This window comes from Mycolicibacterium sp. P4_G11, assembly GCF_056555145.1.
This window is the reverse complement of record NZ_JBFUJW010000009.1, coordinates 136,114-158,624: the sequence shown is the minus strand read 5'-3', so window position 1 is coordinate 158,624 and position 22,511 is coordinate 136,114. Positions and strand designations below refer to the sequence as shown.

The 22,511-nt window shown below is 67.8% G+C and carries 19 protein-coding genes and 3 pseudogenes; 14 read left to right on the top strand and 8 right to left on the bottom strand.

Going from position 1 to position 22,511, the window contains the following annotated elements:
- Positions 1 to 52 precede the first annotated feature (52 nt).
- The gene (locus AC1U2B_RS20595) at positions 53 to 1,468 is read right to left on the bottom strand and encodes an NAD(P)H-quinone dehydrogenase (protein ID WP_043397580.1); all 1,416 of its coding nucleotides are present in this window, start codon (positions 1,466 to 1,468) and stop codon (positions 53 to 55) included.
- 60 nt (positions 1,469 to 1,528) lie between these two features.
- Here AC1U2B_RS20595 and AC1U2B_RS20590 point away from each other — a divergent pair.
- Positions 1,529 to 1,915 (top strand): annotated as a pseudogene (locus tag AC1U2B_RS20590) (gamma-glutamylcyclotransferase family protein); the annotation flags it as partial.
- A gap of 222 nt (positions 1,916 to 2,137) precedes the next feature.
- Here AC1U2B_RS20590 and AC1U2B_RS20585 read toward each other — a convergent pair.
- Both AC1U2B_RS20585 and AC1U2B_RS20580 read right to left on the bottom strand, forming a co-directional pair.
- Positions 2,138 to 3,307 carry a M20 family metallopeptidase gene (locus AC1U2B_RS20585; RefSeq protein WP_480218245.1) on the bottom strand — a complete coding sequence of 390 codons (1,170 nt, stop codon included), beginning with the start codon at positions 3,305 to 3,307 and terminating at the stop codon, positions 2,138 to 2,140.
- Positions 3,304 to 4,515 (bottom strand): M20 family metallopeptidase, encoded by a 1,212-nt coding sequence (locus AC1U2B_RS20580; RefSeq protein WP_480218333.1) that lies wholly within the window; start codon positions 4,513 to 4,515, stop codon positions 3,304 to 3,306. The genes AC1U2B_RS20585 and AC1U2B_RS20580 overlap by 4 nt, the downstream gene beginning before the upstream one ends.
- A gap of 46 nt (positions 4,516 to 4,561) precedes the next feature.
- Between AC1U2B_RS20580 and AC1U2B_RS20575 the strand changes: the two genes are divergently transcribed.
- Positions 4,562 to 5,377 carry a purine-nucleoside phosphorylase gene (locus tag AC1U2B_RS20575; RefSeq protein ID WP_480218244.1) on the top strand — a complete coding sequence of 272 codons (816 nt, stop codon included), beginning with the start codon at positions 4,562 to 4,564 and terminating at the stop codon, positions 5,375 to 5,377.
- Positions 5,368 to 6,882 (top strand): annotated as a pseudogene (locus AC1U2B_RS20570) (phospho-sugar mutase); the annotation flags it as partial. The gene AC1U2B_RS20575 and the pseudogene AC1U2B_RS20570, both read left to right, overlap by 10 nt.
- A 143-nt stretch (positions 6,883 to 7,025) precedes the next feature.
- On the opposite strand, the gene upp reads toward AC1U2B_RS20570, so the two are convergent.
- Positions 7,026 to 7,649: a uracil phosphoribosyltransferase gene (gene upp / locus AC1U2B_RS20565; RefSeq protein WP_043986696.1), complete on the bottom strand. Its 624-nt coding sequence runs from the start codon at positions 7,647 to 7,649 to the stop codon at positions 7,026 to 7,028.
- A gap of 50 nt (positions 7,650 to 7,699) precedes the next feature.
- Between upp and AC1U2B_RS20560 the strand changes: the two genes are divergently transcribed.
- The 7 genes from AC1U2B_RS20560 to AC1U2B_RS20530 all read left to right on the top strand — a co-directional run bounded on the left by AC1U2B_RS20560 (position 7,700) and on the right by AC1U2B_RS20530 (position 15,097).
- A complete protein-coding gene (locus AC1U2B_RS20560) occupies positions 7,700 to 8,002 on the top strand; it encodes a type VII secretion target (RefSeq protein WP_480218243.1) in 303 nt (100 codons plus the stop codon).
- Positions 8,002 to 9,111: a C40 family peptidase gene (locus AC1U2B_RS20555; RefSeq protein ID WP_480218242.1), complete on the top strand. Its 1,110-nt coding sequence runs from the start codon at positions 8,002 to 8,004 to the stop codon at positions 9,109 to 9,111. The genes AC1U2B_RS20560 and AC1U2B_RS20555 overlap by 1 nt, the downstream gene beginning before the upstream one ends.
- A gap of 18 nt (positions 9,112 to 9,129) precedes the next feature.
- A complete protein-coding gene (locus AC1U2B_RS20550) occupies positions 9,130 to 9,318 on the top strand; it encodes a hypothetical protein (protein ID WP_480218241.1) in 189 nt (62 codons plus the stop codon).
- 10 nt (positions 9,319 to 9,328) lie between these two features.
- Entirely contained in the window at positions 9,329 to 10,618 is a 1,290-nt protein-coding gene (gene satS, locus AC1U2B_RS20545) for a protein export chaperone SatS (protein WP_480218240.1), read from the top strand.
- Positions 10,619 to 10,664: 46 nt separating this feature from the next.
- Entirely contained in the window at positions 10,665 to 11,501 is an 837-nt protein-coding gene (locus AC1U2B_RS20540) for an alpha/beta fold hydrolase (protein ID WP_480218239.1), read from the top strand.
- Between the two features lie 207 nt (positions 11,502 to 11,708).
- The gene (locus AC1U2B_RS20535) at positions 11,709 to 12,146 is read left to right on the top strand and encodes an MmpS family transport accessory protein (protein ID WP_043986731.1); all 438 of its coding nucleotides are present in this window, start codon (positions 11,709 to 11,711) and stop codon (positions 12,144 to 12,146) included.
- Positions 12,143 to 15,097 carry an MMPL/RND family transporter gene (locus AC1U2B_RS20530; RefSeq protein WP_480218238.1) on the top strand — a complete coding sequence of 985 codons (2,955 nt, stop codon included), beginning with the start codon at positions 12,143 to 12,145 and terminating at the stop codon, positions 15,095 to 15,097. The genes AC1U2B_RS20535 and AC1U2B_RS20530 overlap by 4 nt, the downstream gene beginning before the upstream one ends.
- On the opposite strand, the gene AC1U2B_RS20525 is transcribed toward AC1U2B_RS20530, so the two are convergent.
- The 4 genes from AC1U2B_RS20525 to AC1U2B_RS20510 form a co-directional block, all read right to left on the bottom strand.
- A complete protein-coding gene (locus AC1U2B_RS20525; protein WP_480218237.1) occupies positions 15,076 to 16,158 on the bottom strand; it encodes an adenosine deaminase in 1,083 nt (360 codons plus the stop codon). The two genes, AC1U2B_RS20530 and AC1U2B_RS20525, sit on opposite strands and share 22 nt — an antisense overlap.
- Before the next feature lie 28 nt (positions 16,159 to 16,186).
- Positions 16,187 to 17,008 carry a dienelactone hydrolase family protein gene (locus AC1U2B_RS20520; RefSeq protein WP_480218236.1) on the bottom strand — a complete coding sequence of 274 codons (822 nt, stop codon included), beginning with the start codon at positions 17,006 to 17,008 and terminating at the stop codon, positions 16,187 to 16,189.
- Between the two features lie 73 nt (positions 17,009 to 17,081).
- The gene (locus AC1U2B_RS20515; RefSeq protein ID WP_480218235.1) at positions 17,082 to 18,398 is read right to left on the bottom strand and encodes a thymidine phosphorylase; all 1,317 of its coding nucleotides are present in this window, start codon (positions 18,396 to 18,398) and stop codon (positions 17,082 to 17,084) included.
- 83 nt (positions 18,399 to 18,481) lie between these two features.
- Positions 18,482 to 18,877 (bottom strand): cytidine deaminase, encoded by a 396-nt coding sequence (locus tag AC1U2B_RS20510; protein ID WP_480218234.1) that lies wholly within the window; start codon positions 18,875 to 18,877, stop codon positions 18,482 to 18,484.
- A gap of 225 nt (positions 18,878 to 19,102) precedes the next feature.
- Between AC1U2B_RS20510 and sdhC the strand changes: the two genes are divergently transcribed.
- The 4 genes and pseudogenes from sdhC to AC1U2B_RS20490 form a co-directional block, all read left to right on the top strand.
- Positions 19,103 to 19,537, top strand: a complete 435-nt coding sequence (sdhC, locus tag AC1U2B_RS20505; protein WP_480218233.1) for a succinate dehydrogenase, cytochrome b556 subunit — start codon at positions 19,103 to 19,105, stop codon at positions 19,535 to 19,537.
- Positions 19,534 to 20,016, top strand: a complete 483-nt coding sequence (locus AC1U2B_RS20500; protein ID WP_043397617.1) for a succinate dehydrogenase hydrophobic membrane anchor subunit — start codon at positions 19,534 to 19,536, stop codon at positions 20,014 to 20,016. The genes sdhC and AC1U2B_RS20500 overlap by 4 nt, the downstream gene beginning before the upstream one ends.
- An 8-nt stretch (positions 20,017 to 20,024) precedes the next feature.
- The gene (gene sdhA / locus AC1U2B_RS20495; protein WP_043397619.1) at positions 20,025 to 21,779 is read left to right on the top strand and encodes a succinate dehydrogenase flavoprotein subunit; all 1,755 of its coding nucleotides are present in this window, start codon (positions 20,025 to 20,027) and stop codon (positions 21,777 to 21,779) included.
- A 2-nt stretch (positions 21,780 to 21,781) separates the two neighbouring features.
- Positions 21,782 to 22,504 (top strand): annotated as a pseudogene (locus tag AC1U2B_RS20490) (succinate dehydrogenase iron-sulfur subunit); the annotation flags it as partial.
- Between the last annotated feature and the right edge of the window lie 7 nt (positions 22,505 to 22,511).

Below are 22,511 nucleotides of genomic sequence, written 5' to 3'. Positions count from 1 at the left end.
CGTCGGTAGGCCTTGCATGGTCGAGCCTACGTGGTCGGCCCCGGTTCGTGCGTCAGTCCAGATCGTCGTGAGCCATGAGCCGGCGGGCCGTTTCGATGATCGAGCCCGACAGCGACGGGTAGACCGACAAGGTCTGCGCCAGATCGGTCACCGAGATCCGGTTCTGTACCGCCAGGGCAATCGGCAGGATCAGCTCGGAGGCGATCGGCGCGACCACCACGCCGCCGATCACCACGCCGGTGGCCGGACGGCAGAAGATCTTCACGAAACCGTGCTCGAGCAACGACATCTTGGCCCGCGCATTGGTGTTCAGCGGCAGCATCAGGGTGCGGGCCGGGACTGTGCCGGCGTCGATCGCCGATTGCGGCACTCCGACCGCGGCGATTTCCGGGCGAGTGAAGACCGCAGCCGCAACCGTGCGCAGCTTGATCGGCGAAACCCCTTCACCCAGTGCGTGATACATCGCGATGCGGCCCTGCATGGCGGCCACCGAGGCCAGCGGCAGCAGGCCGGTGCAGTCACCCGCGGCGTAGATGCCCGACGCCTTGGTGCGCGACACCCGGTCGACGGTCAGGTAATTACCGGGCCCGAGCTCGATGCCCACCTTCTCCAGTCCCAGGCCCGAAGTGTTGGGTACCGAACCGATGCTCATCAACGCATGGCTGCCCTCCACGACGCGACCATCGGCCAGGCTCACCTTGACGCCCTTTTCGGTACGGACCACCGAATCGGCGCGGGCGTTCTTGACCAACGTCACACCGCGCTCGGAGAACACCTCCTCGAGCACCGCAGCGGCGTCGGAGTCCTCGTGCGGCAGGATCTGGTCGCGGCTGGCCACCACCGTGACCTTGACGCCCAGTTCGGTGTAGGCATTGCAGAACTCGGCACCGGTGACACCGGAACCCACGATGATCAGGTGCTCGGGCAGGTCGGTGAGGTCGTAGAGCTGACGCCAGTTCAGGATGCGATCCCCGTCGGGTACCGCGTTGGGCAGCACCCGAGGGCTGGCGCCGGTGGCGATCAGCACCACGTCGGCCTTCAGCACGCCGGACCGGCCGTCGGGTGTGGTGACTTTCACCCGGTGGTGCGCCATGCCGGGGATGCTGTCGACGAGCTCGCCGCAGCCTGCCACCACGTTGACGCCCGCGCGCAGCAGCTGCCCGCCGATGTCGACCGACTGGCTACGGGCCAGCGTCTTGACGCGGTTGTTGATCTGCGGCAACGAGATCTTGGCGTCCTCGATCTTGATGTCGAAGCCCAGCCCGTCGGCGCGGCGCAGCTCGGTGCGCACGCCGGTCGACGCGATGAAGGTCTTGGACGGCACGCAGTCCCACAGCACGCAGGCGCCACCGATACCGTCGCGGTCGACGACGGTGACTTCAGTTGCCTCAGGGCCATAACCGGCAGCAACCAGGGCTGCCTCATACCCGGCGGGACCGCCGCCGATGATCACGATGCGGGTAACCACGGCTACATCTAACCCTGAGTTGGGTGTTGGTCGCCGGACAACAAGCCGTACGCTTGCCAGGTGCCGCTCTACGCCGCTTACGGATCGAACATGCATCCGGAGCAGATGCTGCAGCGGGCCCCTCATTCCCCGATGGCGGCCACCGGTTGGCTGCACGGCTGGCGGCTGACGTTCGCCGGCGCGGACATCGGCTGGGAGGGCGCGCTGGCGACGCTGGTCCAGGATCCCATGTCCAAGGTTTTCGTCGTGCTCTACGACATGACCCGCGAAGACGAGGAACGCCTGGACCGCTGGGAAGGCTCAGAGCTCGGCATCCACAAGAAGATCCGGTGCCGGGTGAACCGAGTGTCGTCGGACACTTCGACCGAACCGGTGCTGGCGTGGCTGTACGTGGTCGACGCCTGGGAAGGCGGGCTGCCATCGGCGCGCTACCTGGGCGTGATGGCGCTCACCGTTGATGAGCGCGACGAAATGGTCAGGCCGTGAGCGCTGATCCGCATCATCCACAGTTCGCGATCCATCCACAGATGGCGCGCGAGCACTGTTGACGAACGCGATGCGACTCCAGGATCGGGATTGCCATGCAGCTGCGTCACGCTCGGGCCGCGTGACAGTGCCCAAAATGCACCGAAATTGCAGCGTGTCGGACGCAAACACGCACGCTCGCGGTTAGAAGGAAGCGGCCTGCTCGATGATGTTGACCAGCACCCGGACGCCGACGCCGAGGGCGCGTTCATCGAGATCGAAGGTCGGCTGGTGCAGGTCGAGCTGCGGGCCGACGCCGGGCCACACGCCGAGGCGCGCCATCGCTCCCGGCACCTCTTCGAGGTACCACGAGAAGTCTTCTCCGCCACCGGATTGCTTGGTGTCGGCCAGGGAGTCCGGGCCCAGCGCTTCGATGGCGTGAGTCATGATCCGGGTGGACAGTTCTTCGTTGACCACCGGCGGGACGCCGCGCCGGTACAGCACCGTGTGATCCACGTTGAGCGGCGCCAGCAGCGACGAAACGATCTCGCGGACAATCGATTCCATCTCGACCCAGGCGTCACGGCTGGCAGTGCGGATGGTCCCGGCCAGGGTCCCCGTCTGCGGAATGGCGTTCGACGCGAACCCGGCGTTCACCGCACCCCACACCATGACGGTGCTGTGCCGCGGATCGACCCGGCGGGACAGAATGCCGGGCACCCCGGTGATCAACGTGCCGAGCGCATAGACCAGATCGCCGGTCAGATGGGGGCGCGACGTGTGCCCACCCGGCGAGTGCAGGGTGATCTCCATCTGGTCGGCGGCCGACGTGATCGGCCCCGGAATGGTGGCGACCTTGCCCACTTCCAGCCGCGGATCACAATGCAGCGCAAAGATTCTCGACACCCCGGCCAGTGCACCCGCAGAAATGGCATCCAGTGCACCGCCGGGCATCAGCTCCTCGGCGGCCTGGAACACCAGGCGCACCCCGACGGGCAGCGTCGGTGCGGACGCCAGCGCCAGCCCGGCACCCAGCAGCACCGACGTGTGGCCGTCGTGGCCGCAGGCGTGTGCCACGTTAGGGATTGTCGACGCGAACGGCAGGCCGGTGCGCTCATCCATCGGCAGCGCATCCATGTCGGCACGCAGGGCGATCCGCGGCTGGTCCTCGGGACCGAAATCGCAAGTCAGACCGGTACCGCCGGGCAGAATCTTCGGGTTCAACCCGGCCTCGGCCAGTCGTGTCGCAACGAACTTGGTGGTCTCGAACTCCTGCCTGCCCAACTCCGGGTTGGCGTGCAGATGCCGCCGCCACCCGACCAGGTCACCGTAGTTCGTGGCCAGCCAGCGCTCGGCGTGGTCCGAGAGGGTCATCCGCGCCCTGCCTTCACTTGTTGCTGAACCGCTGCCCGGTCCGCCATCTTCTGCAAAACCCGGGCTCGCTCATCAGGCGCCTGCGCCAGCGCAACCACGGTGCGCGCCAACATGATTGCGCCCTCGGTGACGGCCCTGTCCGCACTCGGCCCGGCCGCGGCCGCGGTGAACTCCGGTTGGTGGATCGACGCCCCGTTGGCCTCGATCCCGACCACCGGGTGGATACCCGGCATCACCTGCGTGACGTTGCCCATGTCGGTACTGCCAAGGGGTACAGAGACTTCCAGGTCCATCGGCAGCGGGGTACGGCCCAGCCGCTCCATCTCGGCGCGGAACACCGTGGTCAACCACGGGTCGGGCGTCAGCGCGTCGTACCGGGGCGACACCTCGGTCACCTCGTGCGTACAGCCCGCCGCCAGTGCGCCGGCCGCGAAGCAGGAGAACATCCGTACCTCCAGCTCGTCCAGCGACGCCGAGTCGGTCGCCCGCATGGTATACAGCAATTCCGTATGCGCCGGAATGACATTCGGGGCCTGACCGCCGTCGGTGACGATGCCGTGCATCATCTGGCCGGGCGTCAACTGCTGACGCAACAGCCCGATCGCGACCTGAGCGACCGTCACCGCATCGGAGGCGTTGATACCCAGATACGGCGCGACGGCGGCATGCGATTCGCGCCCGCGGTAGGCCACCGACACCTCGGACAGCGCCAGGGAGCGCGCGCCCGCGATGTCCACCGGGCCGGGGTGCAGCATCACCGATGCCGCGATGTCGTCGAACACTCCGGCATTGAGCAACAGCGCTTTTCCGCCACCGGCTTCTTCGGCGGGCGTGCCGATCAAGGCCACGGTGATGCCGATTTCGTCGGCAACCTCGGCCAGCGCCAGCGCCGTGCCGACCGCCGAAGCGGCAATGATGTTGTGCCCACACGCATGTCCGATGCTGGGCAGCGCGTCGTACTCGGCACAGATGCCGATCACCAGTTCGCCACTGCCGTAGTCGGCGCGGAACGCGGTGTCCAGACCGCCGGCGGCCGCGGTGACCTCGAAGCCACGCTCGGCGACGAGCGCCTGGGTCTTGGCGCAACTGCGATGCTCGGCGAAGGCCAGTTCCGGCTCGGCGTGAATCGAGTGGGACAGTTCGATCAGATCGGCACGGTGACGCGCGACGGCATCGGAGACCGTCTGCAGCGCGTCGCCAGTGAGCATCATGGAAGTATCGCACCGGCCCGTTTGGGCGCGGCTGGCAACTAAGGTGGACGCCGTGACCGATCCGCAGGCCACCCCTGACCTCGCCGCCGCTGAGGCCGCCGCCGCCATCCGTGACCGCACCGGAATCTCGCACTTCGACGTGGCTGTCGTGCTGGGTTCGGGCTGGGCCCCCGCTGCCGCGGTGCTGGGCGAGCCGACCTCCGCCATCGCCATGGCTGACCTACCCGGATTCACCCCGCCGACCGCGTCCGGACACGGCGGGCAGGCGCTGGCGCTGCAGGTCGGCGCCCGCAACGTGCTGGTCCTGTTGGGCCGCATCCACGCCTATGAGGGCCATGACCTGCGCCATGTGGTCCACCCGGTGCGCACCGCCATCGCGGCCGGTGCACGGACCGTGGTGCTGACCAACGCCGCCGGCGGCCTGCGTCCCGAGTACTCGGTCGGCCAGCCGGTGCTGATCAGTGACCACCTGAACCTGACGGCGCGCTCACCCTTGGTGGGCGCGCAGTTCGTCGACCTGGTCGACGCCTACTCGCCGCGGCTGCGGGCCCTGGCGCGAGAGGTGGACCCGTCACTGACCGAGGGTGTCTACGCCGGCCTGCCCGGCCCGCACTACGAGACGCCCGCCGAAATCCGGATGCTGCGCACCCTGGGCGCCGATCTGGTCGGCATGTCGACGGTGCACGAGACCATCGCCGCCCGCGCGGGCGGCGCCGAGGTGCTCGGCATCTCGATGGTGACCAACCTGGCCGCCGGCATGACCGGCGAGCCGCTGAGCCACGCCGAAGTGCTGGAGGCCGGACGCCAGTCCGCGACCCGAATGGGGACGCTGCTGGCCGAGGTGCTGGCGCGGCTGTGACCGTCACACCCCTGGCGTTCGGCACCGCCGGCCTTCGTGGTCCTATGCGCGAAGGCCTCGACGCCATGAACGTCACCACCGTCAGCCGGGCGACGTGGGCCGTCGCGAAGGTGCTCAAAGACCGTTGTCTGGGCGGGTCGACGGTTGTGGTCGGCCGCGACGCGCGGCATCACTCCGACGAATTCGCCACGGCGACAGCGGAAATCTTTGCCGCCGAGGGATTTTCCGTCGTCCTGCTCCCCCACCCGGCGCCCACGCCCGTCGTCGCCTACGCGGTGCGCCAACTCAATGCCGTTGCCGGCGTACAGATCACCGCGTCGCACAATCCGCCGGCCGACAACGGCTACAAGGTCTACTTCGACGGCGGCATCCAGATCGTGCCGCCGACTGACAGCGACATCGAAACCGCGATGCGACAGGCGCCGACGGACATCGCCCGGCAGCCGGTCACGCCCACCGATGACACCCTCATCGAGCAGTACGCGCGACGGGCCGGGTCACTGCGTAAGACCGAAGGCGACGTCCGGGTGGCGCTGACCGCCATGCACGGCGTCGGGGGTGCGCTGGCAGTCGACGTCCTGAACCGAGCCGGCATCACCACTATCCACACGGTGGCAACACAATTCGCCCCCGACCCCGACTTTCCGACGGTCGCGTTCCCCAACCCCGAGGAACCCGGCGCCACCGACCTGCTGCTCGCGGTGGCCGCCGAGAACAACGCCGAAGTCGCCATCGCCCTTGACCCCGATGCCGACCGCTGCGCCGTGGGCATCCCGACCACCAGCGGTTGGCGCATGCTGTCCGGCAACGAAACCGGTTGGCTGCTGGGCGATTACCTGCTGTCGGACCTCACCCCGAACCAAGCCAAAAATACCGTCGTTGCCAGCTCGATCGTCTCGTCGCAGCTGCTCGCCAACATCGCCGCCGACTACGGGGCCCATCACGTCGAAACCCTCACCGGCTTCAAATGGCTGGCTCGCGCCGACAAGGACATCCCCGGCGCCACGCTGCGGTACGCCTACGAAGAGGCCATCGGCCACTGCGTCGACCCTGACACCGTGCGCGACAAGGACGGCATCAGCGCGGCCGTCGTGGTCTGCGATCTGGTTGCGGCACTGCGCAATCAAGGTCAGACGGTGCCGGACCGATTGGACGCACTCGCAGCGAAACACGGCGTGCACGTCACCGGCGCGGTATCGGTGCACACCGACGCCGACGCGGTGATGGCCCGCCTACGCGCCGAGCCACCAACCGAGATCGCCGGTATCCCCGTCACCACCGAGGACTTGGCCCAGCTCCGGGGTCAACGCCGCACCGACGCGCTGATCTTCACCGGCGACGGCCTGCGGGTAGCGGTGCGCCCGTCGGGCACCGAACCAAAAGTCAAGGGCTACCTGGAGATCAGCAGACCGCCCGCTGGGGACGTATCTGCCTCGCGGACTGCCGCCGAATCAGAACTGGCGAGAATCAAAGCCGCTGTGACGGGCCTGCTGGCGCCACGTTGAGCGCTCGACCTATCCACCTGACTTCTTCGCGCCGGAACCCGTCAGCGTGGGTTGACATTGTCAACACACGCTGACGCCTCCCGATCGCAAGTGTTGCAGGAGAGGACGACACGCCGCCCCGCACGACGCGCCCAACATCACCTTCAGCGCGGCCCGAACTGCCGATCCCCTGCATCGCCCAGGCCCGGCACGATGTAGGCGTCTGCGTTCAACGAAGCATCAATGGTGGCCGTGAACAGTCGCAACGACGGAACGGTCTTCTCCACCAACGCAATTCCCTCCGGCGCGCACACCACACACACGGCGGTGATGTCATCGGCGCCGCGGTCGAGCAGCAACTGCAGCGTGTGAGCCATGGAACCGCCCGTGGCCAGCATCGGGTCGAGCACCATCACCGGCCGGCCGCTCAGGTCGGCGGGCAGCGACTCGAGGTACGGCGTCGGTTGGTGCGTCGTCTCGTCACGGGCCATACCGACGAAGCCGACTTGAGCCTCCGGAATCAGCGCGTGCGCCTGATCGACCATGCCCAGGCCGGCCCGCAGCACCGGGACCAACAAAGGCGGGTTCGACAGCCGCGACCCGGTGGTCAACGCCACCGGGGTCTGAACCGGCAGCTCGTCGCAGGCCAACGAGCGCGTGGCCTCGTAGACGAGCATCAGCGTCAGATCTCGCAACGCCGCCCGGAACCCGGCATTGTCGGTGCGCTCGTCACGCAAGGTGGTCAGCCGCGCGGCGGCCAACGGATGATCGACGACCCGGACGTCCATGCGCGCCAACATTAGTGGAACCGAACGGGCCTGACGCCCGTCTTATCCACATGACCCGAAATCTGACCGCGGACCCGTCGGCTCTGCACGCCCTTGCCGCGGACTACCGCGGCCACAGCACCGAACTGGCGGCGCACGCCGCGGACCTGGCCACCATCGCCGGACAGTTCAACGTGTTCGGCCCGGTCGGCGCGGCCTTCGCCGCCGCCCTGGCACAGGCCACGCACCATCAGGCCCAACTGGCGCACCGCCTCAGCGCGCACCTCGACACCGGCAGCGAAGCGGCCGTCGCCACCGCGGACGGCTTCGTCGACGCCGACCACAGTGTCGGTAGCCGGATCGGAGCCTGGTGATGATCGGCTCACTGACATCCGCACTGGCAGCCCCGATCCGTGAGGTGCAGGCCCTCCTGGGCCCCGGTTTCCCCGGCCCCGACCCGGCCGACGCCCTGCGCACGGTGCAGTCCGGGCTCGACGGCGTCGCCGCCGCTGCCGACAACGCATGGCAGCAGACCCAAGGCCAGTGGACCGGCGCCGCGGCGGGCAGTGCGGGTCAGTTCGCGAATGCAGCCGTCACGGCCATCGTGGCGATGGCGATGACCGCCGGGCAGCTGAGCACCCACACGCAGCAGGCCGCTGCCGCGGTGACCAGGGCGCGCGAACGACTCGACACCATCCTGCGCAATTTCGAGACCAGAGCGGCCGAACTCGAAGCCACCCTGGAATCCCCCGCCGACGCCGCGGTGCTCATCGACGAAGCCAGCCGCGCGCTCGACGAGGCCATCACCGTCGTCGACGAGCTGCACACCGAACTCGCCGCGCAGGCCGAGCAGATCACCGCCATGGCGAGCACTCCTCCGCCTCAGAACGGATCGCCTTGGGAGGCAAGTGGATCCGGCGCAGACACCGGATCAGGTGCAGGCACCGGCGCGGGCATGAGCCTGCCGAGCCTGGGCACGCCGGCCGGTCCCGGCGCCGATTGGGCGAGCGGACTCGCCGCGCCCGCGGCCCACGCCGCCCAGGCCGCGCTCACCCACCGCCGACCGCCCGACCCCGGGAAGTTCGGCGCCGGCGAAGCCGTCACGCTGCCCGACGGCAGCACCGCCACCGCGCCCAACAAGGTTGCGGCCGATGCGGTCCGCCACGCCCTCACCCAACTCGGCGTGCCGTACGTGTGGGGTGGCACGACGCCCGGCGTCGGACTGGACTGCAGCGGCCTGACGCAGTGGGCCTACCGCGAGGCCGGCCTGGACCTCCCGCGGCTGGCGCAGGAGCAGGACATCGGCGCCGCCGTCGACCGCGGCTCGCTGCGCCCGGGCGATCTGGCGGTGTGGGACGGTCATGTCGCGATGATCGTGGGAAACGGCCTGATGGTGGAGGCAGGCGACCCCGTCCAGCTGTCCCCGATCCGCACCACCAACCTCGATCAGGGTTTCCACGGCTTCTTCCGCCCGACCGCATGACCATCCAATGACGGCCGCATGACCGCCGCCGATTACGACGACGCGATGGCACGTGCGCGCACGACGCTGGCGGTGCTCAAACGCGCGGCCGCGGAACTATCCACGCCGGGGCGGGACTCCGACGCCGCGGCCACCGTCCTGCGCCATCTACGCGACGACCTGTACCGACCCGACGCCCCCAGCATGGCCCCAGCCGCACGTCGATAGGCTGTGCCGCATGGCTGCTGACATCGTGCCGGTTCGGCTCGGTTTGACCCATGGCGATCTCTACACCCTGTGGGCGCCGTTGTGGCGTGACTCGGACGACGAGTGGGAAGCGTTCCTCGGCGACGACGACGCCCTCTTCGGGTTCGACTCCGTCGCTGACCTGGCCGCCTTCGTGCGGACCAACACCGACAACGACCTCGCTGACCACCCCAAGTGGCAGGCGCTCGGCGAGGCCAACGCCCACCGCCTGAACCCGGACGAGAGCCACCTGCACGACCTGGTCGGTGTGCCGGAACTGGTCGCCGAGAAGCCCACCGACGAGTCCGTCACCTCGCTGCGGCGCACGCTCCAGGTGGTCGGCGCGCTCGGCTCGGTGTGCGATCTGATCGCGGTGGCGAAGTTCTTCAACGGCAACCCCGTGTTGTCGACGCTCGGCGGCGGCGCCGAGGCCTTCTCGGGCCGCGCCGGCCGCAAGCGCTGGGCGGACATCGAGGCCGCCGTCGGCCGCAGCTGGGATCACGTGCTCGACGCCATCGACGAGCTGGTGACCACCCCCGAGGTCGACGCCACGGCGGCGGCCAAGGCCCAAGCCGAGCTCGACGAGCCCGCACCTGAGCCCGAGGAAGACGAACTCGACGAGGCCGAAGCGGCAGCCGAGGACTCCGAAGACGAGGTCATCGAGGGCGAGGTGGACACCGACTCCGAGGAGGCGGCCCTCACCGTCCAGGCGGAGCGCCAGCTGCTCGGCAGCGACGAGGACTTCTGGGAGCGCGTCGGCATCGACCCGATCCGCATCATGACCAAGGGCGGCACCTTCTACACGCTGCGGTGCTACTACAACGACCAGCCGCGGTTCCTCGGCCGCAACGGCCGCATCAGCGTGTTCGGCTCGGAGCGCACCCTGGCCCGCTACCTGGCCGACGAGCACGAGAGCGACCTGTCGAGCTTCGAGGCCTACGCCGACATCCGCACCGCGGCCACCGACGGCTCGCTGCAGATCCGCGTCACCGAGGACAACGTCTACGTGCTCAGCGGGCTGTCCGACGACATCTCCGACGGCCCCGACGCCGTCGACCGCGAGCAGCTGGACCTGGCGGTCGAGTTCGCCCGCGACGTCTGCGACTACGCCGACGACGGCACCGCCGACAAGGCCCTGACCACGAGCCAGCCGCTGGGCAAGTTCGTCGGCCACGTGCTCGAGCCCGAGACCGTCGGCGCCCCGTCGAAGCCGTACGCCGAGGCCGTCGCCCAATGGGAGACCCTCGAGCGCTTCGTCGAGTCCCGACTCCGCCAGGAGTAAGTCCAGACGGCGATGAGTTCCGGGGATGCCACCGGTCTGCACTGACATGACCCAGACCGGCACCCAGCCCATCGTCCGAAATCTCGCCGTACCCGGCGCGACCCTGCACTACGAGGTGCGCGGCAGCGGGCCGGTGCTCGCCGTCATCGGTTCCCCGATGACGGCGTCCGAGTTCGCTCTCGTCGCCGACGCGCTGGCCGCCGACCACACCGTCGTGACATACGACCCACGTGGGCTCGGCGCCAGCCCCATCGACGATCCCGCACAGGACTCGACGCCAGAGCTGCGGGCCGCCGACGTCGCCGCGATCCTCGATGACCTCGGCGCCGGTCCGGCCGACGTGTTCGGCTCCAGCGGCGGCGCGGTGACCGGTCTGGCGCTGGCCACGAAGTACCCCGGGTGGGTGCGGACACTGGTCGCGCACGAGCCACCGCTGCTGGAGCTGCTGCCCGCATCGGAAGCCTCCAAGCAGCGCGCGGCGACGCAGGACATCATCGCCACCTTCCACAGCGACGGGCCCGGCGCGGCGATGGCGAAGTTCATGGCGACGGCGGGCTTCGATCAGTCCGAAGACGGGGCTCCGGGGCAGCCGGGACAGCCCTCGCCCGACGAGATGACCAAGCAGCTCGCCGACCTGGCCCGGTTCTTCAACCATGAATTGCTGTGCACCACAACGTATGTGCCGGACCTCGAGGCGTTGAAAGCAAGCCGGGTCATCGTCGGCATCGGCGCCGATTCCGAACATCTCATCACCCACGGCACCTCGATGGCGCTGTGCCACCTGCTAGGTGTCGAGCCCGTCATCTTCCCCGGCGATCACGGCGGGTTCATGAGCGCGCCCGACGAGTTCGCGGCCGCACTGAGGGCCGTTCTGCCCGACTGAAAATCCCAGGTCACCCGGCCACCGCGCACACTCCCAGCCGACACCCGGCATAACCGCGTTGCAATATTAGTTAGCAAGGCGTAAGAATTTCCCAAGAATCCGCTGAGTCAGCGGAGCCGCCTGCCGAGGGCAGGACAGGCAGCAGCCTGATCGTCGGGGTTTCGGTCAGCGGGTTGAGCGGAAGGTGGTCGGGTGCGGTCGTTTTCGATGGGGCGCCTGGTGAAGAAGGTCTGGATACCGCTTCTTCTGGTGGTCGTGTTGGCGGTGTCGGGCCTGGTGGTGTCGCGCCTGCACGCGAAGTTCGGGTCCGAGAACCTCAATGCCCATGCCGGTGCGGGGATCGAGATCGTCCAGTTCAACCCCAAGGTCGTCGTGTACGAGGTCTACGGACCACCCGGGAGCTCGGCCGACATCAGCTACTTCGATCCGGACGCCAACGTGCACTCGGTCACCGCGACACTGCCGTGGTCGGTCACCCTGTCCACCACGCTGCCGACGGTCAGCGCGAACTTGATGGCCCGCAGCGACGGTGAGCAGAGCAGCGACCACATCGGTTGCCGTGTCACCGTCAACGGCACCGTCCGTGAAGAGAAGTCAGCCGATGGCGTCAACGCCCAGACCTACTGCTTGGTGAAGTCCGCATGACCGAAACACTTGAGACACAGCCCAGCACGACAGCCAAGCGGCCCAAGTTCGCCCATGCGCTGCGCATCCTGTCAGTGCCGATCATCCTGTTCTGGATCGCGATCGCCGTTCTGGTGAACGTGATCGCACCGCCGCTGGAGGTCGTCGGCGAGCTGCACGCCGCGCCGATGGCGCCCGAGGACGCCCCGTCGATGCACGCGATGAAGTTGATGGGCAGCAACTTCAAGGAGTTCAACTCCAACAGCACGATCATGGTCGTCGTCGAGGGCAAGGAGCCGCTCGGCCCGGACGCCCACAAGTACTACGACGAGATCATCCGCAAGCTGCAGCAGGATCCCGAGCACATCCAGCACATCCAGGATTTCTGGGGTGACACGCTGACGGCGGCCGGCGCGCAGAGCGCCGACGGCAAGGCGTCCTACGTGATGATCAACCTCGCCGGCGAGCAGGGCATGACGCTCGCCAACGAAGGCGTGGACGCCGTCCGCAAGGTGATCAAGGAGACCAAGGCCCCACCGGGGGTCCAGGCCCACGTCGCCGGTCCCGCCGCACTGACCGACGACATGCACGTCATCGGCAACGCGAGCCTGATCATGATCACGCTGATCACCCTCGCCGCGATCGCCGGCATGCTGCTGGTGGTCTACCGCTCGGTCAGGACCACCCTGGTCCAGCTGTTCCTGACGTTCCTGGCACTGCTGACCGCTCGGGGCGTGGTGTCGGTGCTCGCCACCCACGACGTGTTCGGGCTGACAACCTTCGCGGGCAACATCCTGACCATGCTGGCGATCGCCGCCGCCACCGACTACGGCATCTTCATCTTCGGCCGGTACCGCGAAGACCGCGGCATCGGGCTGGACCGTGATGACTCGTACTACGCCACGTTCAAGTCCGTCGCACCCGTGATCGTGGGTTCCGGACTGACCATCGCCGGCGCGACGTACTGCCTGAGCTTCTGCCGCCTGCCCTACTTCACCACCATGGGCGCTCCGGTCGCGATCGGCATGCTCGTCGTGGTGGCGATCTCGGTCACGCTCGGCCCCGCCGTCCTGTACCTCGGCAGCCGAGTCGGCATGTACGAGTCCAAGCGGCCACCGCAGAGCAGGTTCTGGCGGCGCATCGGCACGGCCGTGGTGCGGTGGCCCGCACCGATTCTGATGGCCAGCCTGTTCGTGGTGCTGATCGGCATCGTCGCCATCCCCGGCTACAAGCCGGCCTACAACGACCGCTACTACCTGCCCGAGGACGCCCCGGTCAACGTCGGCTTCGCCGCCGCCGACCGGCACTTCACGCAGGCTCGCATGAACCCCGACATCCTGATGGTCGAGTCGACCCACGACATGCGCAATCCGGCCGACATGCTGGTGCTGAACAAGATTTCGAGCAACGTGATGCACACCGACGGCATCGCGATGGTGCAGAGCATCACCCGCCCGCTGGGCATCCCCATCCAGCACAGCTCGATTCCGTTCCAGACGAGCGTCTCTGGCCAGACCAGCAACATGAACCTGCCGTTCCAGCGCAAGCAGCTGGAGGACCAGCTGAGGATGGTTGACGCCACCAACGTGTCGATCAGCATCCTGGAAAAGCAGTACGCGCTGTCGCTCGAGCAGACCAAGCTGACCCAGGACTCGGCCGCCAAGTCCCAAGCGCTCCTGGAGGTCACCGAGGAGATGCGCAACAACATCGCGAACTTCGATGACCAGTTCCGGCCGATGCGCAACTACTTCTACTGGGAACCGCACTGCTTCGACATCCCGATGTGCGCCGCGGTGCGCTCGGTGTTCGATTCCCTCGACGGCATCGACGAGCTGACCGACCGGACCGGCGACGTTCAGGTCAACACCGACAAGCTGGCCGACCTGGCACCGAAGCTGACGGCGCTGCTCCCCCAGACCATCGCGTCGATGAAGACCAGCAGGGACCTGTCGCTGGCGTCGTACAACTCGCAGAAGGCCCTCATCGACCAGATGCAGGCCATGAACGACACCGCGCTGTCGATGGGTGCCGCCTTCGACGGCGCCAAGAACGACGACCTGTTCTACCTGCCGCCCGAGGCCTTCCAGAACCCGGACTTCCAGCGCGGGCTGAAGATGTTCATGTCACCGGACGGCAAGTCGGCGCGCATGTTCATCACCCACCAGACCGATCCGGCGACCGTCGACGGCATCGCCCGCGTCGAATCCGAGCGCAAGGCCGCGCAGGACGCCTTGAAGATGTCGTCCCTGTCGGACGCCAAGATCTACCTCGGCGGCGTCGCGGCGACCTACCGTGACATGGCCGACGGCGCCCGCTACGACCTGATGATCGCCGTCATCTCCTCGCTGACGCTGATCTTCATGATCATGCTCATCCTGACGCGCAGCGCCGTCGCGGCATTGACGATCGTCGGCACCGCGGGCAGTTCCATCGCCGCGTCGTTCGGCATCTCGGTGCTGATCTGGCAGGACCTGTTCGGCATCCAGGTGCAGTGGCTGGTCATGCTGATGTCGGTCATCATCCTGTTGGCCGTCGGCTCGGACTACAACCTGCTGCTGGTGTCCCGGTTCCAGGACGAGATCCACGCCGGCCTCAAGACCGGCATCATCCGGTCCATGGCCGGCACCGGCGGTGTCGTCACCTCGGCCGGACTGGTGTTCGCGGCCACCATGGCCGGCATGATGGCCAGCAAGCTGATCGTGCTGGCGCAGATGGGTTCGACCATCGCCATCGGCCTGCTGATCGACACCTTCATCGTGCGGTCGCTGCTGATGCCGTCGATCGCGGTGCTGCTCGGACGCTGGTTCTGGTGGCCGCAGGTGGTCCATCCGCGGGGCAAGTACAACTTCGAGAAGTTCGTGCCCAAGTCGTTCCGACAGGCGCAGCAGCCTGAGCCGGCAGGTGCGGCAGCCGGGCGGTCTGGCTTCGTCGACGACACCCCGACGGACAGCTACCCGACGAGCACGGCGTAACGCGGTTTGATGACTTCGTCGATGATCGCCAGCCGCTCATCGAACGGGATGAAAGCCGACTTCATGGCGTTGATCGTGAACCGCTGCAGGTCGGTCCAGCCGTAGCCGAACGCCTCCACCAGGTGCGCCATCTCCTGGGTCATGGTGGTGTCGCTCATCAGGCGGTTGTCGGTGTTGACGGTGACGCGGAAGCGAAGCCGGGCCAACCGGTCGAACGGGTGCTCGGCGATGCTCGTCGCGGCGCCGGTCTGCACGTTGCTGCTCGGGCACATCTCCAGCGGAATTCGCTTGTCCCGCACGATGTTCGCTACCCGGCCGAGCCGGAAGGCACCGTCCGGCCCAGCTTCGATGTCGTCGACGATGCGTACCCCGTGGCCCAGCCGGTCGGCGCCGCAGAAGGCGATCGCCTCGTGGATGGACGGCAGACCGAAGGCCTCACCGGCGTGAATCGTGAAGCGCGCGTTGTTGCCCCGCATGTATTCGAAGGCGTCGAGGTGACGGGTCGGAGGGTAGCCGGCCTCGGCACCGGCGATGTCGAACCCGACCACGCCGCGGTCGCGGAACCGGATGGCCAATTCGGCGATCTCGCGGGACCGGGCGGCATGCCGCATCGCGGTGACCAGGCACCGGACCGTCGCTGCCTGCCCTGCGGCTGCTGCGGCCTTCTCCCCGTCCGCGAACCCGGCCAGCACCGCGTCGACGACCTCGTCCAGCACCAGACCGCCGTCGATGTGCAGCTCGGGCGCGAACCGCACCTCGGCGTAGACGACGTTGTCGGCAGCAAGATCCTCGACGCACTCGTAGGCGACGCGGTACAGCGCGTCGGTGCTCTGCATGACGCCGACGGTGTGCGCGAACGGCTCCAGGTAGCGGACCAGCGAGCCGCTGTGCGCCTGGGTGCGGAACCACCTCGCCAGTTCATCGACGTCCATGGTGGGCAGGTCGCCGTAGCCGCTCTGCTCGGCCAACTCCACCACGGTGGCGGGGCGCAGGCCGCCGTCGAGGTGATCGTGCAACAGAGCTTTCGGTGCTTGCTTTATCTGATCCAGCGTCAGGGTCATGCGTCCATCTTGCGCCGGATGATGGCTTTTAGCCCGCCGGTTCCGTGGCCGGCAGCAGCCGTGTCCGGAACAGGTCCAGTACCTGGTCCAGCGCGGCTCGGGTGGCCTGGCCCGGCTCGTCGATCAGGTGCTCGGTGACCACCGAGTGCGGTGGCAGCCGCGCATCCGGGTTCGCGTCGGCGTCCTCGAGTTCGACGGCGATGAAGGCGTCCCCCAGCTGCTCCCGCAGGAAGTCGAAACGCGCTGCCGGGACCAGCTTGTCGCTCTTGAACCGCATGCCGAGGACGTTGAGCCCACGGGCGCACCGGCCTTTGACGACTTCCAGGTCGGCGGGCGAGATGTCGATGTTGTGGCGCTGTTTGGCGGTCAGGCCGATCGGCATCGACGGCTGGGACAGCACCGGGGCCAGGATGACGTCGTCGGTGGCCATCGCCAGGGCGTAGCCGCCGGTGAAGCACATCCCGATCGCGCCGACGCCGGGGCCGCCGCAGCGTTCGTGCTCCGACCGCGCCAGTGCCCGCAGCCAGTCGACCACCGGCGACGTCTTGCCGGTGGCGAGGAGGGTGAACTCCTTGCTGACGCACGCCGGCAGGACCGAGGCCATGCCTTTGAGCGCAGCCATGTTGCTCGCGTTGGGGTCAAGGCCCGGAATGCCGAACAGGTGGGGCAGGACGGCGGTACAGCCGATATCGGCGACCTTGCGGGCGAAGTCGAGAACCTTAGGCGTGATGCCCGGAATCTCGGCGATCACGATGACGGCCGGACCGGTACCGCGGCGGTAGACGGTGCGGGTCGTGCCATCGTGGGTGAACTCGGTGCGCTCGAAGTCGCGGAGGTCATCGTCAGCCATGCGGTCGACCCTAGCGGCGCAGACCTGCCAGAGCCATGGATGCTGCTTTCGCCCAAGGCGAATCAGCTGTCGTCTACCCGATGCGGTCGAGCACCACGGGCCGCTGCGCCGGCGCCGCGTTGTCCACGGACCAGCCACCGTCGAGTTCGGCCAAGGCTGACGGCAGCCGCTCGGGGGTCTCGGTATACAGCGTGAACAGCGTCTCGCCGGCAGCGACGGGCTCGCCGCTGCGCCGGTGGAGGTACAGCCCCGCCCCGGCCTGCACGGGGTCGCCGGGCTGGGCCCGGCCCGCACCGAGCCGCCACACGGCCATCGCGACCGCCATGGCGTCGATGTCGCCCATCACCCCACCGCGGGTCGCCACCACCGTCTCGGTGTGCGTGCCCATCGGCAGCGGCGCCTCGGGATCGCCGCCCTGCGCCGCGATCAGCTGCCGGAAACAGTCCATCGCGGTGCCGTCGGTCAGGGTCTGCGCCGGGTCGACGCCGTCGATCCCGGCAACGTCCAGCATCTCGCGGGCCAGCGCGACGGTCAGCGTGACGACGTCGTCCGGACCGCCGCCGGCCAGCACGTCCAGCGACTCGGCGACCTCGATCGCGTTGCCGACCGCGCGGCCCAGCGGCCGGTCCATGTCGGTGAGCAGCGCCCGGGTCGGAACGCCGTAGGCGACACCGAGGTCGACCATGGTGCGCGCCAGCTCGCGCGACTCGGCCTCGGTCTTGAGAAATGCGCCGCGACCGACCTTGACGTCCAGCACCAGCGAGCGGGCGCCCTCGGCCAGTTTCTTGCTCATGATCGAGCTGGCGATGAGCGGCAGCGATTCCGTCGTACCGGTGACGTCGCGCAGGGCGTAGATCTTCCGGTCGGCGGGCGCCAGGTCCCCGGCCGCGAAAACCGCTGCCCCGATATCGGAAAGCTGTTGGCGGATACGGCCTTTGGACAATTCGGCGGTGAACCCCGGAATCGCTTCGAGCTTGTCCAAGGTGCCACCGGTATGCCCGAGGCCGCGGCCCGCCGCCTGCGGGACGGCGCCGCCGCAGGCCATGACGACGGGGACCAGCGGGATGGTGATCTTGTCGCCGACGCCGCCGGTCGAGTGTTTGTCCACCAGCGCCAGCGGCCGGCCGGCACACCGCAGGTCGGTGAAGTCGAACCGCTCGCCCGAGCCGACCATCGCCGCGGTCCAGCGGGCGATCTCGGCCGGCGTCATACCGCGCAGGAAGATGGCCATCAGCAACGCCGACATCTGCGCGTCGGCCACCCGGCCGTGGGTGTAGCCGTCGATCACCCAGTCGATCGCGGCATCGGACAGCACACCGCCGTCGCGTTTGGTGCGAATGACTGTCGGAGCATCGAGATGCGACCCGTGGTTGTGCGCGTCCGACGACACGATGACATCCTCCTGCCGGCGACCCTGGCCGCCTCGTCGAGCTGGTTACCGGCCAGTAACCAGAAGTGTTGCCCCGCTTGGCGTTACCGGCGGTTCAGGTCATCCGGCCCGAAGGCGTCGGGCAGCAGTTCGGCCAGCGCCCGCGGACCCGATGCGTGGTCGATCAGCATGGCCGGTCCGCCGTGCTCGAGAAGCACTTGCCGGCACCGCCCACACGGCATCAGCACCGCCCCGGAACCGTCCACGCACGCCAGCGCGAGCAGCCGTCCGCCGCCGCTGGAATGTAGGGCACAGACCACAGCACACTCGGCGCAGAGGCCAAGGCCATATGAGACATTTTCCACATTGCAGCCCACCACGATTCGACCATCGTCGACCAGCGCCGCCGCCCCCACGGGGAAGTTCGAGTAGGGCGCGTAGGCATCACCGGAGACAGCTATTGCCTTGTCCCGCAACAGCTTCCAGTCAATTTCCGACATCACCGACACCCCGTTCCCGGCGCCCCGAAACCACCTCGAGACCCGTCCCGACCACCCAGTAAGTTAATGTAGGCAAACCTAATTTCCGACGCGGGTTCACCATTCCCCCCACACCGTAGTTCTGACTGTGCGCAAATTGGGATTAGAGTCGCCCCGAGGTTTGGGCTCGGCACGCGAAAAAGTTGCTGCCGGGTCATGCGTCCACCGACGGCGTTGGAGGTCGAAATGAGTACAGCGGCAGCCGCGGATTCCATACCCGCGCCGCGTTCATCCCCGCAGAAGCGGCGGAGCCTGTATCGCGGAGACCCGGGCATGTGGTCCTGGGTACTACACCGCATCACCGGTGCCACCATCTTCTTCTTTCTGCTGGTCCATGTTCTGGACACGGCACTGGTCCGGGTCAGCCCCGAGGCCTACAACGAGGTGATCAACACCTATAAGACGCCGATCATCGGGCTCATGGAGATGGGCCTGGTCGCGGCGGTGCTCTACCACGCCCTCAACGGCGTGCGAGTCATCCTGATCGACTTCTGGCAGCAGGGACCCAAGTACCAGCGGGTCATGCTGTGGACCATCCTGGCCATCTGGATCGCGGTCGTCATCGCCGCAGTTGGGGTAGAGGGCATGCACATGGTTGAGCACTACGGGTGGCTCAAGTGACCACGCATACCGATTCCGGCGCCGCTGAGGCGCGCCGCGGAGGACGTCCGGCCCCGGTCCTGGAGCGCGAGTACGACCGCCCCGCCGCCCTCGACCACCCGCGCGCTCCCCGGCGCCCCCGCGGCATCCCGTACTTCGAGAAGTACGCCTGGCTGTTCATGCGCTTCTCCGGCGCGGCACTGGTGCTGCTCGCCCTCGGTCACCTGTTCATCGGGCTGATCTGGGCGAACGGCGTCTACCGCATCGACTTCAACTACGTCGCGCAGCGGTGGGCCTCCCCGTTCTGGCAGATCTGGGACATGGCCCTGCTGTGGCTGGCGCTGGTCCACGGCGCCAACGGCATGCGCACCATCATCGGTGACTACGCCCGCAAGAACACCACCAAGTTCTGGCTGAACTCGATTCTGCTGCTGGCCACCGGATTCACCCTGGTGCTGGGCAGCTACGTGCTCGTCACCTTCGACGCGAACATCAAGTAGGGACGCAGATGATTCAGGAACATCGCTACGACGTCGTCATCGTCGGTGCCGGTGGCGCAGGTATGCGCGCGGCCGTCGAGTCCGGTCCCCGGGTCCGCACCGCGGTGCTGACCAAGCTGTACCCGACTCGCTCGCACACCGGTGCCGCCCAGGGTGGCATGTGCGCCGCGCTCGCCAACGTCGAGGACGACAACTGGGAGTGGCACACCTTCGACACCGTCAAGGGCGGCGACTACCTCGCTGACCAGGACGCCGTCGAGATCATGTGCAAGGAAGCCATCGACGCGGTGCTGGACCTCGAGAAGATGGGCATGCCGTTCAACCGGACGCCCGAGGGCCGCATCGACCAGCGTCGCTTCGGCGGCCACACCCGCGACCACGGCAAGGCCCCGGTCCGCCGCGCCTGCTACGCCGCCGACCGCACCGGCCATATGATCCTGCAGACGCTGTACCAAAACTGCGTCAAGCACGACGTCCAGTTCTTCAACGAGTTCTACGCACTCGACGTGGTCCTCACCGAGACCGCCAGCGGCCCGGTTGCCACCGGCATCATCGCCTACGAACTGGCCACCGGCGACATCCACATCTTCCACGCCAAGGCGATCGTCTTCGCCACTGGCGGCTCGGGCCGGATGTACAAGACCACCTCCAACGCCCACACCCTCACCGGTGACGGCCTGGGCATCATCTTCCGCAAGGGACTTCCCTTGGAGGACATGGAGTTCCACCAGTTCCATCCGACAGGCCTGGCCGGCCTGGGCATCCTGATCTCGGAAGCCGTGCGTGGTGAGGGTGGTCGTCTGCTCAACGCCGACGGCGAGCGCTTCATGGAGCGCTACGCCCCCACCATCGTCGACCTCGCGCCCCGCGACATCGTGGCCCGCTCGATGGTGCTCGAGGTCCTCGAAGGCCGCGGCGCCGGACCCAACAAGGACTACGTCTACATCGACGTGCGTCACCTCGGCGAGGAGGTGCTGGAGGCCAAGCTGCCGGACATCACCGAATTCGCCCGCACCTACCTGGGCGTCGACCCCGTCACCGAACTGGTGCCGGTGTACCCGACCTGCCACTACGTCATGGGCGGTATCCCGACCACGATCAACGGCCAGGTGCTGCGCGACAACGTCAACGTGGTTCCGGGTCTGTACGCCGCCGGTGAGTGCGCCTGCGTCTCGGTGCACGGCGCGAACCGCCTTGGCACCAACTCGCTGCTCGACATCAACGTGTTCGGCCGTCGCGCCGGCATCGCTGCCGCCGAGTACGCGCAGAACCACAACTACATCGAGCTGCCCGACAACCCGGCGGACATGGTCATCGGTTGGGTCGGCGACATCCTGTCCGACCACGGCAACGAGCGTGTCGCCGACATCCGCACCGCGCTGCAGCAGTCGATGGACAACAACGCCGCGGTGTTCCGCACCGAGGAGACCCTCAAGCAGGCGCTGACGGACATCCACGCGCTCAAGGAGCGGTACTCGCGAATCACGGTGCACGACAAGGGCAAGCGCTACAACAGCGACCTGCTCGAGGCCATCGAGCTGGGCTTCCTGCTCGAGCTGGCCGAGGTCACCGTCGTCGGTGCGCTGAACCGCAAGGAGTCGCGTGGCGGCCACGCCCGCGAGGACTACCCGGACCGCGACGATACCAACTACATGCGCCACACCATGGCCTACAAGCAGGGCGCCGACCTCCTGTCCGATATCCGGCTGGACTACAAGCCTGTCGTCCAGACCCGGTACGAGCCGATGGAACGGAAGTACTAACCATGAGTGCACCTGTCCTCGACAAGCCCGAAGCCGGCGACCCGCCGCTGCCCCCGGTGCCGGACGGCGCCGTCATGGTCACGCTGAAGATCGCCCGGTTCAACCCGGAAGACCCGGACGCCGCCGGCTTCCAGAGCTTCCGCGTGCCCTGCCTGCCCAGCGACCGGTTGCTCAACCTGCTGCTGTACGTGAAGGGCTACCTGGACGGCACGCTGACGTTCCGGCGGTCCTGCGCGCACGGCGTGTGTGGCTCGGACGCCATGCGGATCAACGGCGTCAACCGGCTGGCCTGCAAGGTCCTCATGCGCGACCTGCTGCCGAAGAAGGCCGGCAAGGACCTGACCATCACCATCGAGCCCATCCGCGGCCTGCCCGTGGAGAAGGACCTCGTGGTGGACATGGAGCCGTTCTTCGACGCCTTCCGCGCCGTGAAGCCGTTCCTGATCACGTCGGGTAACCCCCCGACCCGTGAGCGCATCCAGTCGCAGACCGACCGCGCCCGCTTCGACGACACCACCAAGTGCATCCTGTGCGCCTGCTGCACCACCTCGTGCCCGGTGTACTGGAGCGAGGGCTCGTACTTCGGCCCCGCCGCGATCGTCAACGCGCACCGGTTCATCTTCGACTCGCGTGACGAGGCAGCCGCCGAGCGGCTCGACATCCTCAACGAGGTCGACGGTGTGTGGCGCTGCCGCACCACCTTCAACTGCACCGAGGCCTGCCCCGTGTTGG

Coding starts and splice junctions, on each gene's coding strand:
- AC1U2B_RS20580 (WP_480218333.1), bottom strand. CDS start 4,515: ATGCTCACTGGCGACGCGCTGCAGACGGTCTCCGATGCCGTCGCGCGT.
- AC1U2B_RS20535 (WP_043986731.1), top strand. CDS start 11,709: ATGGGGCGCCTGGTGAAGAAGGTCTGGATACCGCTTCTTCTGGTGGTC.
- AC1U2B_RS20555 (WP_480218242.1), top strand. CDS start 8,002: ATGATCGGCTCACTGACATCCGCACTGGCAGCCCCGATCCGTGAGGTG.
- satS (WP_480218240.1), top strand. CDS start 9,329: ATGGCTGCTGACATCGTGCCGGTTCGGCTCGGTTTGACCCATGGCGAT.
- AC1U2B_RS20520 (WP_480218236.1), bottom strand. CDS start 17,008: ATGGCTGACGATGACCTCCGCGACTTCGAGCGCACCGAGTTCACCCAC.
- AC1U2B_RS20550 (WP_480218241.1), top strand. CDS start 9,130: ATGACCGCCGCCGATTACGACGACGCGATGGCACGTGCGCGCACGACG.
- AC1U2B_RS20510 (WP_480218234.1), bottom strand. CDS start 18,877: ATGTCGGAAATTGACTGGAAGCTGTTGCGGGACAAGGCAATAGCTGTC.
- AC1U2B_RS20540 (WP_480218239.1), top strand. CDS start 10,665: ATGACCCAGACCGGCACCCAGCCCATCGTCCGAAATCTCGCCGTACCC.
- upp (WP_043986696.1), bottom strand. CDS start 7,649: ATGGACGTCCGGGTCGTCGATCATCCGTTGGCCGCCGCGCGGCTGACC.
- AC1U2B_RS20525 (WP_480218237.1), bottom strand. CDS start 16,158: ATGACCCTGACGCTGGATCAGATAAAGCAAGCACCGAAAGCTCTGTTG.
- AC1U2B_RS20585 (WP_480218245.1), bottom strand. CDS start 3,307: ATGACCCTCTCGGACCACGCCGAGCGCTGGCTGGCCACGAACTACGGT.
- AC1U2B_RS20530 (WP_480218238.1), top strand. CDS start 12,143: ATGACCGAAACACTTGAGACACAGCCCAGCACGACAGCCAAGCGGCCC.
- sdhA (WP_043397619.1), top strand. CDS start 20,025: ATGATTCAGGAACATCGCTACGACGTCGTCATCGTCGGTGCCGGTGGC.
- sdhC (WP_480218233.1), top strand. CDS start 19,103: ATGAGTACAGCGGCAGCCGCGGATTCCATACCCGCGCCGCGTTCATCC.
- AC1U2B_RS20560 (WP_480218243.1), top strand. CDS start 7,700: ATGACCCGAAATCTGACCGCGGACCCGTCGGCTCTGCACGCCCTTGCC.